The 11,881-nt window shown below is 69.4% G+C and carries 8 protein-coding genes; 7 read left to right on the forward strand and 1 reads right to left on the reverse strand.

Annotation, left to right across the window (positions count from 1 at the left end; translation table 11 throughout):
• On the reverse strand, positions 1-1,491 hold the full coding sequence (locus tag ACFYYN_RS07070; protein ID WP_500544974.1) for an AlkA N-terminal domain-containing protein: 1,491 nt from the start codon (positions 1,489-1,491) through the stop codon (positions 1-3).
• Positions 1,492-1,624: 133 nt separating this feature from the next.
• On the opposite strand from ACFYYN_RS07070, the gene ACFYYN_RS07075 reads away from it, so the two are divergent.
• The 7 genes from ACFYYN_RS07075 (at position 1,625) to ACFYYN_RS07105 (ending at position 11,754) form a co-directional block, all read left to right on the forward strand.
• Positions 1,625-2,452: an isocitrate lyase/PEP mutase family protein gene (locus ACFYYN_RS07075; protein ID WP_500544975.1), complete on the forward strand. Its 828-nt coding sequence runs from the start codon at positions 1,625-1,627 to the stop codon at positions 2,450-2,452.
• Between the two features lie 265 nt (positions 2,453-2,717).
• Positions 2,718-5,432 (forward strand): aconitate hydratase AcnA, encoded by a 2,715-nt coding sequence (acnA, locus tag ACFYYN_RS07080; RefSeq protein ID WP_500321833.1) that lies wholly within the window; start codon positions 2,718-2,720, stop codon positions 5,430-5,432.
• A gap of 266 nt (positions 5,433-5,698) precedes the next feature.
• On the forward strand, positions 5,699-7,090 hold the full coding sequence (gene ngcE, locus ACFYYN_RS07085; protein WP_500545197.1) for an N-acetylglucosamine/diacetylchitobiose ABC transporter substrate-binding protein: 1,392 nt from the start codon (positions 5,699-5,701) through the stop codon (positions 7,088-7,090).
• Between the two features lie 105 nt (positions 7,091-7,195).
• Positions 7,196-8,128 carry a carbohydrate ABC transporter permease gene (locus ACFYYN_RS07090; protein WP_499514578.1) on the forward strand — a complete coding sequence of 311 codons (933 nt, stop codon included), beginning with the start codon at positions 7,196-7,198 and terminating at the stop codon, positions 8,126-8,128.
• 16 nt (positions 8,129-8,144) lie between these two features.
• Positions 8,145-9,080, forward strand: a complete 936-nt coding sequence (locus tag ACFYYN_RS07095; RefSeq protein ID WP_500544976.1) for a carbohydrate ABC transporter permease — start codon at positions 8,145-8,147, stop codon at positions 9,078-9,080.
• A 227-nt stretch (positions 9,081-9,307) separates the two neighbouring features.
• Entirely contained in the window at positions 9,308-10,504 is a 1,197-nt protein-coding gene (locus ACFYYN_RS07100; RefSeq protein ID WP_500544977.1) for an ROK family transcriptional regulator, read from the forward strand.
• A 146-nt stretch (positions 10,505-10,650) separates the two neighbouring features.
• Entirely contained in the window at positions 10,651-11,754 is a 1,104-nt protein-coding gene (locus ACFYYN_RS07105; protein WP_500544978.1) for a sugar ABC transporter substrate-binding protein, read from the forward strand.
• Positions 11,755-11,881: the final 127 nt, after the last annotated feature.

An 11,881-nucleotide genomic window follows, 5' to 3' on the forward strand; every position in this document is an offset into this window, starting at 1 on the left:
TCAGGCCGGTTCGGCGGGCAGGACGTTGACGGGGTGGTCGCCGGTCGCCCACAGGTGCTGCACGGCGTACGCGCGCCACGGCCGCCAGGCCGCGGCCCGCCGGACGAGGGCCGCGGGGGTCGTGGGGAGGCCCAGTTTTTCCGCGGCCGCCCGTACGCCCAAATCGGTGGCGGGGAAGGCGTCCGGGTCGCCGAGCGCGCGCATCGCGACCACCTCGACCGACCACGGGCCGAAGCCCGGCAGCGCGGCGAGCTGCCGCCGGGCCTTCTCCCAGTCGCTGCCGACGTCCAGGTCCAGGCCCCCCTCGGTGAGCGCGGCGACCAGGGAGGTCAGCGTGGCCCGCCGGGTGCCCGGCATGGCCAGGGACCCTGGGTCCAGGGCCGTCAGCGCCCACGGCGAGGGGAACAGGTGGGTCAGCCCGCCCCCGGGGTCGGCGACGGGCTCGCCGTGCGCCGCCACCAGCCTGCCGGCCAGCGTGCGCGCCGCGGCGGTCGACACCTGCTGGCCGAGCACCACGCGCACCGCGAACTCAGGCCCGTCCACGGTGCGCGGCACCCGGCGCCCGGGGTCCTTGTCCACGTACGGGGCGAGCAGCGGGTCCTGCCGGAGCAGCCCGTCGACGGCGACCGGGTCGGCGTCCAGGTCGAGCAGCCACCGGCAGCGGCTGATGGCGTGCGACAGGTCCCGCCAGTCGGTGAGGGAGAGCCGGCAGGCGACGTGGTCGGGCTCGGGCCGCAGGGCCACGATCCCGTGGCCGTGGGGCAGCCGCAGTGTGCGGCGGTACGCACCCTCCCGCCACTCCTCCACGCCCGGCACGGCGGTCGCGGCCAGGTGCCCGAAGAGGTTGCCGGGGCACAGCGGTGCCCTGAAGGGCAGCCGCAGCGCCAGCGAGCCCGCCACGTCGGCGGCGGGGGCGCAGTGCCGCCCCCGTGCCGCCCGCGTCCGCAGCTCGCTCGGGGTGAGCGCGAAGACCTCGCGCACGGTGTCGTTGAAGGTGCGGATGCTGCTGAAGCCGGCGGCGAAGGCGACGTCGGCCATCGGCAGCGCCGAGGTCTCGACCAGCAGGCGGGCCGTCTGCGCCCGCTGCGCACGGGCGAGGGCGAGCGGCCCGGCCCCGAGCTCGGCCCGCAGCTGCCGCTCCACCTGCCGGGTGCTGTAGCCGAGACGTGCCGCGAGCCCGGGTACGCCGTCCCGGTCGACGACCCCGTCCGCGATCAGGCGCATGGCGCGGGCCACCAGGTCCGCCCTCTCGTTCCACCGCGGGGAACCGGGGGCGGCGTCGGGGCGGCAGCGCTTGCAGGCGCGGAACCCGGCCTGCTGGGCGGCGGCCGCGCTCGGGTAGAAGGTCATGTTCCGCGGCTTCGGCGGCACCGCGGGGCAGCCGGGCCGGCAGTAGATGCCGGTGGTCAGCACCGCGGTGAAGAACCACCCGTCGAAACGGGAGTCCTTCGACTGCACGGCGCGCACACAGCGCTCGAAGTCCTCATGCACATCCCCCAGCATCCGTGGCCCGCGCGGGCCGGGGCTAGCGAGAATCCGACGTGGACGTACGGGGAGGCGGCGCGGGACGTACGTGTCGGAAATCCGCCGGACCCGGGCCCCGGCCGGTGATGGACTGCGGTCCGTGATCAGCGAACTCAAGGCCAAGGCCGAACTCTTCCGCTCCCTCCACGTCCCCGGGCGCCCGTTGCTCCTGGCCAACGCCTGGGACGCTGCCAGTGCCCGCGTCGCCGAGCGCGCCGGGGCCGCCGCCGTCGCCACCACCAGTTCCGGGGTCTCCTGGACCCTGGGCACCGCGGACGGCGACCACGTCGACCGCGGCCTCGCGCTGGAACTGACCGCGCGGGTCGCCGCGGCCGTCTCCGTCCCGGTCAGCGCCGACGTCGAGGGCGGCTACGCGGCCGACCCCGAGGGCGTCGCGGAGACGGTGCGGGCGGTGCTGGCCGCGGGCGCGGTCGGGATCAACATCGAGGACTCCCACGACGGCGGCCCCGCGCCGCTGCGCACGGCCGACGGACAGGCCGCCCGCATCGCCGCCGCCCGCCGCGCCGCCGACGAGGCCGGGGTGCCGTTGTTCGTCCACGCCCGCACCGACACCTTCCTGCGGGGCGCGGGCGACCTGGGGGAGACCCTGGAGCGTGCCGCCGGCTACCTCGCGGCGGGCGCCGACGGCATCTTCGTGCCCGGCGTGACCGACCCGGCCGTCGTCGCCGCCCTGGCCGAGGGCATCGACGCCCCCGTCGGCATCCTCGCCGGGCCCGGCGCGCCACCGGTGTCCGTGCTGGCCTCCGCCGGCGCCGCGCGCGTCAGCCTCGGCAGCGCCGTCGCCGAGGCCGCCTACGCCCTCGTCGACCGGGCCGCCCGCGAGCTCCTCGCCACCGGCACGTACGCCGCCGTCGCGGGCGGCATCCCCTGGGGCGAGCTCAACGCACTGATGCTCCCGCAGGCCTGAGCGCGCGGCCTCACGGCGGCACCCTGGCGGGGCGGGACGGACCCCCGGGGGCATGGGAAAGGGCGTGATGCCGCACACGGGCGGCCCAGCGCATGACCCGGCAGCGGTGATGTATTAGAGTTATCTCGACATCGAGATATCTGCCAAGGCGCACCGCTGCCGCCAGAGGTAAGGCTCACCTTACTTAGCCTTACCTTAGCGGATCGGCCAGGGGTCGAAGCGGCAGCATTGCGGTGGTACGCGCAAAGTTACGAAGGAGACTGTCGTGTCGGCGAACAGCTTCGACGCCCGCAGCACCCTGCAGGTGGGCGACGAGTCGTACGAGATCTTCCGGCTGGACAAGGTCGAGGGCTCCGCGCGCCTCCCTTACAGCCTGAAGGTGCTGCTGGAGAACCTGCTCCGCACCGAGGACGGCGCCAACATCACGGCCGACCACATCCGTGCGCTCGGCGGCTGGGACTCCCAGGCCCAGCCGAGCCAGGAGATCCAGTTCACGCCGGCCCGCGTGATCATGCAGGACTTCACCGGCGTGCCCTGCGTGGTGGACCTCGCCACCATGCGCGAGGCCGTCAAGGAGCTGGGCGGCGACCCGTCCCGCATCAACCCGCTGGCCCCGGCTGAGCTGGTCATCGACCACTCGGTCATCGCCGACAAGTTCGGCACCCCGGACTCCTTCGCACAGAACGTGGAGCTGGAGTACGGCCGCAACAAGGAGCGCTACCAGTTCCTGCGCTGGGGCCAGACCGCGTTCGACGAGTTCAAGGTCGTCCCGCCGGGCACCGGCATCGTCCACCAGGTGAACATCGAGCACCTGGCCCGCACCGTCATGGTCCGGAACGGCCAGGCCTACCCCGACACCCTCGTCGGCACCGACTCGCACACCACCATGGTCAACGGCCTCGGCGTGCTGGGCTGGGGCGTCGGCGGCATCGAGGCCGAGGCCGCCATGCTCGGCCAGCCGGTCTCCATGCTGATCCCGCGCGTCGTCGGCTTCAAGCTGACCGGCGAGCTCCCCACCGGCACCACCGCGACCGACCTCGTGCTGACCATCACCGAGATGCTGCGCAAGCACGGTGTCGTCGGCAAGTTCGTCGAGTTCTACGGCGAGGGCGTCTCCGCCACCTCGCTCGCCAACCGCGCCACCATCGGCAACATGTCGCCGGAGTTCGGCTCCACCGCGGCGATCTTCCCGATCGATGCGGAGACCATTAACTACCTGAAGCTGACCGGCCGTTCGGAGCAGCAGCTCGCGCTCGTCGAGGCGTACGCCAAGGAGCAGGGCCTGTGGCTGGACCCGGCCGCCGAGCCGGACTTCTCCGAGAAGCTGGAGCTGGACCTCTCCACGGTCGTACCCTCCATCGCCGGCCCCAAGCGCCCGCAGGACCGCATCGTCCTCGCAAACGCCGCCGAGCAGTTCAAGAGCGACGTGCGCAACTACGTCGACACCGCGGACGAGTCCGGGAAGGAGTCCTTCCCGGCCTCCGACTCCCCGGCCGCCACCAACGGCGTCCCGACCCGCCCGACCCTGGTGACGGCTCCCGACGGGTCCACGTACGAGATCGACCACGGCGCCGTCACCGTCGCCGCGATCACCTCCTGCACCAACACCTCGAACCCGTACGTCATGGTCGCCGCCGCCCTGGTGGCCAAGAAGGCGGTCGAGAAGGGCCTGACCCGCAAGCCGTGGGTGAAGACCACGCTCGCCCCGGGCTCCAAGGTCGTCATGGACTACTACGACCGCGCCGGCCTCACCCCGTACCTGGACAAGATGGGCTTCAACCTGGTCGGGTACGGCTGCACCACCTGCATCGGCAACTCCGGCCCGCTGCCGGACGAGGTCTCCAAGGCCGTCAACGAGCACGACCTGGCCGTCACCTCGGTGCTGTCGGGCAACCGCAACTTCGAGGGCCGGATCAACCCGGACGTCAAGATGAACTACCTGGCGTCCCCGCCGCTGGTCGTCGCGTACGCCATCGCCGGCTCCATGAAGGTCGACATCACCAGGGACGCCATCGGCACCGACACCGAGGGCAAGCCGGTCCACCTGCAGGACATCTGGCCCTCCGAGCAGGAGGTCAACGAGGTCGTCGCCGCCGCGATCGGCCAGGACATGTTCGCCTCGTCCTACCAGGACGTCTTCGCCGGCGACGCTCAGTGGCAGTCGCTGCCGATCCCGACCGGCAACACCTTCGAGTGGGACCCGCAGTCGACCTACGTCCGCAAGCCCCCGTACTTCGAGGGCATGAAGGACCAGCCGGACCCGGTCACCGACATCTCCGGCGCCCGCGTGCTGGCCAAGCTGGGCGACTCGGTCACCACCGACCACATCTCCCCGGCCGGTGCGATCAAGGCCGACACCCCGGCCGGCAAGTACCTCACCGAGCACGGTGTGGAGCGTCGTGACTTCAACTCCTACGGCTCCCGCCGCGGCAACCACGAGGTCATGATCCGCGGTACCTTCGCCAACATCCGCCTGCGCAACCAGATCGCGCCGGGCACCGAGGGCGGCTACACCCGCGACTTCACCGCCGACGGCGGCCCGGTGTCGTTCATCTACGACGCCTCCCAGAACTACCAGGCCGCCGGCATCCCGCTGGTCGTCCTGGCGGGCAAGGAGTACGGCTCCGGCTCCTCCCGCGACTGGGCCGCGAAGGGCACCGCGCTGCTGGGCGTCAAGGCCGTCATCGCCGAGTCGTACGAGCGCATCCACCGCTCGAACCTGATCGGCATGGGCGTCCTGCCGCTGCAGTTCCCCGAGGGCGCCTCGGCGGCCTCGCTGGGCCTGACCGGTGAGGAGACCTTCTCGTTCACCGGCATCACCGAGCTCAACGACGGCACCACGCCGCGCACCGTCAAGGTGACGACCGACACCGGCGTCGAGTTCGACGCCGTGGTCCGCATCGACACCCCCGGTGAGGCGGACTACTACCGCAACGGCGGCATCATGCAGTACGTCCTGCGCTCCCTGATCCGCAAGTAGGGATCACCGCGTCCGGACCCGACGAACGGGCCCGCACCCCTGCCGGGGGTGCGGGCCCGTTCGCGTTACCGGCAGGTCTCAACTAGGGAAAGCTGTCCGTCAAAAGCGCGCATGACCTTGCCCACCTCGCGGGAAGTGGACTATACCTGTCGGCGTCCAGGAGGCCCGCTGAACGCGGGCTTGCGCGGGGGGAACAACGGGTGCGTGGCCCGTGCACAGATTCAACTCCGCACCGCATGGGTCCTGGAGAAGGTGAGGACTTGAGCATGAGATCCGACGTCAACCGGCGCGATCTGATCAAGCGGGCTGCAGCGGTGGGCCTGTTGGCCGCTCCGGCCGCGGGTCTGCTGAGTGCCTGTGCGTCCAGCGGCAGCGGCAACAACAAGGCCACCGAGAAGGGCGAGAAGTCCAAGGACAACCCCTTCGGCGTGGCCAACGACGCCCCTCTGGACGTCGTGATCTTCAAGGGCGGCTACGGCGACGACTACGCCAAGGCGTTCGAGAAGCTCTACGGGAAGAAGTTCGACGGGGCGAAGATCAGCCACCTGGGCACCCAGGAGATCACCGGCAAGCTCCAGCCCCGCTTCAACGCCGGCAACCCGCCGGACGTCGTCGACGACTCCGGCGCGCAGCAGATCAAGCTGGACGTTCTCTACAAGAGCGGCCAGCTCACCGACCTCACCCCGCTCCTCGACGCGCCCTACATCGACGACCCGAGCAAGAAGGTCAGGGACGTCCTGCAGCCCGGCACCATCGAGACGGGCAGCTTCGACGACGGCAAGATGTACCAGCTGTCCTACATCTACACCGTCTGGGGCCTGTGGTACTCCGGCAAGCTCTTCAAGGAGAAGGGCTGGACCGCGCCCAAGACCTGGGCCGACTTCATGTCGCTCTGCGCGGAGATCAAGAAGTCCGGCATGGCGCCCTTCTGCCACCAGGGCAAGTACCCCTACTACATCAACATCGTGGTCATGGACCTCATCGCCAAGCAGGGCGGTCCCGACCTGGTGAAGCGGATCGACAGCCTCGACCCGACGGTGTGGGACGAGCCCGCCGCCAAGGCGGCCGTCGAGGCGGTCTACGAGATCGCCGACAAGGGCTACCTGCTCCCCGGCACCAACGGCATGACCCACATCGAGTCGCAGACCGCCTGGAACGAGTACAAGGCGGCCTTCATCCCCTCCGGTTCGTGGCTGGAGAACGAGCAGCTGAAGGCCACCCCCGCGGACTTCGAGATGACCTTCCTGCCGATCCCCTCCCTGGACGGCGACAAGCTGCCCTTCGAGGCGATCCGGGCCGGCGCCGGTGAGCCCTTCATCGTCCCGAAGAAGGCCAAGAACCAGGCCGGCGGCCTGGAGTTCCTGCGGATCATGCTCACCAAGGAAGCGTCGAGCCAGTTCGCCCAGACGGCCAACTCGCTGACCGTGCTCAAGGACGGCGTCGGCTCCGACGTCCAGCTGCGCCCGGGCACCAAGTCCACCGTCACCGCGCTCAGCGCGGCCGGGAGCAACGTCTTCAACTACAACTACCCCAACACGCAGAGCGCCTTCGACACGGACGTGCAGAACGCCAGTGCCGAGCTGATGGCCAAGCGCATCAAGCCCGCCGACTGGCTCAAGCGGGTCAAGGCGGCGGCCGAGAAGGCCAAGAAGGGCTAAACGTTCCCACCGGCCCTTGCGCACCGGGGCCCCGGTGCCCCCTGATGGTCCAGGGGGCGTTCGGGGCCCCGGTGCGACGGTCTACCCGATGGCAGGAGCAGCGCCATGCGATACCGCAAGTACCCGTTCATCGCGGGATTCCTCTTCATTCCGGTCGTGCTCTACGTCGTCTTCGTGATCTGGCCGTACCTGCAGACGTTCGGGTATTCCCTGACGGACTGGTCCGGGCAGTCCCAGGAGATGCATTTCGTCGGTCTGGAGAATTACACGACGCTCTTCGGGGACCACGTCTTCCTGCAGGCGCTCCAGCACAACGTGCTGCTTCTGGTGTTCCTTCCGGTGATCACGATCCTGCTGGCGCTCTTCTTCGCCTTCATGCTCAACGTGGGCGGCCGCGGCGGCACCACGGGTGTCCGCGGGGTGCACGGATCCGCCTTCTACAAGGTGATCTTCTTCTTCCCCCAGGTGCTTTCCGTCGCCATTCTCATCGTGCTCTTCCAGGCGGTCTACCGAAGTGACGGAAGCGGCCTGCTGAACGGCATCCTGATCAAACTGCACCTCGAGGACCCACAGGCCCCGATCGAATGGCTGAACAGTCCCAACCTGGTGATGTGGTGCCTGCTCGGCGTGCAGATCTGGGCCGGTGTGGGTTTCTACCTGGTGCTGTTCTCCGCGGCCATGCAGTCCGTTCCCAAGGACATCTACGAGGCCGCCCTGCTGGACGGCGCCGGCCGCCTGCAGACCTTCTTCAAGGTGACCCTCCCGCTCCTGTGGGACAGCGTGCAGACGGCCTGGGTGTACCTCGCCATCGCCGCGATGGACTTCTTCGCCCTGGCCTCGGTCCTCACTCCGGGATCGAACTTCGGCGGCGGTCCCGACTACCACGGCGAGGTCATGGCGACCTACCTGATGCGCAACTTCCTCACCTTCGGAAAGAGCGGCTACGCCTGTGCGATGGGCGTCGTCATCCTCTTCCTCACCCTGATCCTTTCCGCCATCGCGCTGCGGGTCTCCCGCCGCGATCGCATCGAGTACTGAGCGGGGAGCGCATCCCATGGCCACTCCCATCAAGCAGCCCACTCCGGTACCGGTCTTCAAGGGGCAGCCCACCACCATCGGCAGTAAGAAGACGGAACGGGAACGCTTCGCCGACGGCGGCGCGTCGCTGAACGTCTTCTCGCACGGTTTCCTGGCCCTGTGGGGCGTGCTGATCCTCCTGCCCCTGGGCTGGATCATCCTCGGATCCTTCAAGAACAATTCCGAGATCGGCGCGAGCGCCTGGTCCTGGCCCTCGCACTGGTCCTTCGACGCGTTCTCCCGGGCCTGGGAGAAGGGCATCGGCGACTTCTTCGTGAACACGGTGATCGTGCTGGTGTTCTCGGTGCCGCTGACGATGCTGCTCGGGTCGATGACGGCGTACGTGCTGGCGCGCTACGAGTTCCCCGGCAACCGGATCATCTTCTACCTGTTCGTCGGCGGCGCGATGTTCCCGGTGTACCTCGCCCTCGTGCCGTTGTTCTTCATGGTCAGCAACCTGGGCATGCTCAACACCTACCAGGGCCTGATCCTGGTCTACGTCGCGTACTCGCTGCCCTTCACCGTCTTCTTCATGCACTCCTTCTTCAGGACCCTGCCCACGGCGGTGCACGAGGCGGCCATGATCGACGGCTGCTCCCACTCCCGGGCCTTCTTCCAGGTGATGCTGCCGATGGCGAAGCCGGGCCTGATCAGCGTGGGCATCTTCAACGTGCTCGGCCAGTGGAACCAGTACATCCTGCCGATGACCCTGCAGCAGCAGCAGTCCAGCAGCGACCCGGACCGCTCGATGCTGGCCCAGGGCCTGGTGAACCTGGCGCAGCAGCAGGGGTACTCCGGTGACTACCCGGCGCTCTTCGCGGGCATGACCATCGCGATGCTGCCGGTGCTCGTGGTCTACCTCTCCTTCCAGCGGCAGGTGCAGGCGGGTCTGACGGCCGGCACCTTGAAGTAACCGGAAGGTCACTCCACGTGGCCCGCCGTCCGTTCGCCCGGACGCCGGAGCGGAAGCGGTCCCGCCGTATGCGGGGCCGCTTCTGGATTTTTCGGGCATTACGTCAGCGGTCTGGTTCTGCCCCTTGACGGGAAGCGAGCCTAAAGGCTTGCTTAGAGTTCACATGTTGTAGACGACGGGGTCTCATCGGCGTGGCTCCCGTCCGGTTCGGCAGGAGTGGAATGGTCGTGGAGACTCCGGGGTCCCAGTCGTCGCTGCACCGGGCCAACCTCGAGCGGGTGGTCCGGGCCGTACGGCTGGCGGGTTCGCTGACGCAGGCGGAGATCGCCCGTACGACGGGGCTGTCCGCGGCGACGGTCTCCAACATCGTCCGCGAATTGCGCGACAACGGGACCGTACAGGTCACGCCCACCTCCTCGGGAGGCCGCCGGGCCCGCGCGGTGGCGCTGTCCGGCGACGCGGGCGTCGTCGTGGGCGTCGACTTCGGGCACTCCCACCTGCGCGTCGCGGTCGGCAACCTGGCCCACCAGGTGCTGGCCGAGCAGTCGGAGCCGATCGACGTGGACGCCTCGGCCTCCGAGGGCTTCGACCGGGCCGAGCAACTCGTCGCGCGGCTGATCGAGTCGAGCGGCATCGACGCCGACAAGGTGATCGGCGTCGGCCTCGGCGTCCCGGGCCCGATCGACGTGGAGACCGGCGCGCTCGGGTCCACCGCCATCCTGCCGGGGTGGGGCGGCATCAACCCGCGCCAGGAACTGGCCGAGCGGCTGCGCATGCCCGTCCAGGTGGACAACGACGCGAACCTCGGTGCCCTCGGGGAGCTGGTCTGGGGTGGCGGCCGGGGCGTGAAGGACCTGGCGTACATCAAGGTGGCCAGCGGTGTCGGCGCCGGGCTGGTGATCGACGGCCGCATCTACCGCGGCCCCGGCGGCACCGCGGGCGAGATCGGCCACATCACGCTGGACGAGTCCGGCCCGGTCTGCCGCTGCGGCAACCGCGGCTGCCTGGAGACCTTCACCGCCGCCCGTTACGTGCTGGACCTGCTGCGCGGCAGCCACGGCCCCGACCTGACCCTGGCGCGCATGGTGCAGCTCGCGAGGGAGGGCGACCCCGGCTGCCGCCGGGTGACCGCGGACGTCGGCCGGCACATCGGCATGGGTGTCGCCAGCCTCGCCAACCTCTTGAACCCGAGCCGGGTGGTGCTCGGCGGCGATCTCGCGGAGGCCGGGGAGCTGGTCCTGGCGCCCCTCAGGGAGTCGGTGGCGCGGTACGCGATCCCCAGCGCGGCCCGTAGGCTTTCGGTGGTCTCAGGGGGCCTCGGGGCCCGTGCGGAGGTCCTGGGCGCCCTGGCGCTGGCCCTCAGCGAAGTGGGCGATTCTTCCCTTTTGGATGCTAACGTTCCCGCAGCGGTTGCTGTGCCGTAGAGATCACTCTGCGTTCATCTAGATAACGAAACGCACCGTTGCCATCTCGTTAAGTATTTACTTCTTGACGTCAAGGCTGTTGCCGAGTTGACTCACGCTCACCTCGGCCGCAGTCTTTTGCGGCCCTGTCAGGGAGGCAACCCCACATGAACGCAATGATGCGTCGCGTCGTGATCGGCACCGCGGCCGTCTCCATGGCCCTTTCCGTTGCTGCGTGCGGCAAGGCCGGTGACGACAAGGCGGACGGCGGCAGCAGCAGCGCCGGCAGCAAGAGCAAGACCATCGGTCTGCTGCTCCCCGACAGCGTCACCGCGCGCTACGACAAGTTCGACAAGCCGCTGTTCGAGGCCAAGGTCAAGGAACTGTGCGCGGACTGCGACGTTCAGTACGCGAACGCCGCGGGTGACTCCGGCAAGCAGGCCCAGCAGGTCAGCACCATGATCACCAAGGGTGTCAAGGTGATCGTGATCAGCGCCCAGGACGCCGCTGCCATCAAGTCCTCCGTCCAGGCCGCCGTCGACAAGGGCATCAAGGTCATCGCGTACGACCGTCTGGCCCAGGGCCCGGTCTCCGCGTACGTCTCCTTCGACAACGAGAAGGTCGGCGAGCTGCAGGGCCAGGCGCTCCTCGACGCGCTGGGCGACAAGGCGAAGCCCTCGGCGAACGTCGTCATGATCAACGGTGACGACGCCGACCCGAACGCCGCGCTGTTCAAGGCCGGTGCCCACAAGGTCCTCGACGGCAAGGTCAAGATCGCCTACGAGCAGAGCGGTCTGTGGAAGGACACCGTCGCCAACCAGAAGGTGACGGCGGCCATCACCCAGATCGGCGCCAAGAAGATCGCGGGCGTCTACGCCGCGAACGACGGCATGGCCGGCGGTATCGCCACCGCCCTCAAGGGCGCCGGCATCAGCGGCATCCCGCTGACCGGTCAGGACGCCGAACTCGCGGGCATCCAGCGGATCATCGCGGGCACCCAGTCCAGCACGGTCTACAAGGCGTTCAAGCCCGAGGCCGACGCCGCCGCCCAGCTCGCGGTGAACCTGGTCGAGGGCAAGGCCATCGACTCGCTGGCCACCACCTCGCTGACCAGCGGCTCCGGTGACAAGGTCCCGTCCCAGCTGCTGACCCCGGTCTCGGTCACCAAGGCCAACGTCAAGGACACGGTCGTCGCCGACAAGCTGTGGTCCGTCGCGGAGATCTGCACGGCCGAGTTCGCCGAGGCCTGCAAGGCCGCCGGCCTCCAGTAACACGGCAGGCCCTCCCCCGGAGGCCGCCACGCGAACCTGTCCGGCGCCCGCCCCGTCCAACAGACCCCGCTGACGGGGCGGGCGCCGGACAGACAGTCCGTTCCAGTTCACGCAAAGCTGTGCAGCT

This window comes from Streptomyces sp. NPDC001902, from assembly GCF_042891295.1.
Lineage (GTDB): Bacteria > Actinomycetota > Actinomycetes > Streptomycetales > Streptomycetaceae > Actinacidiphila.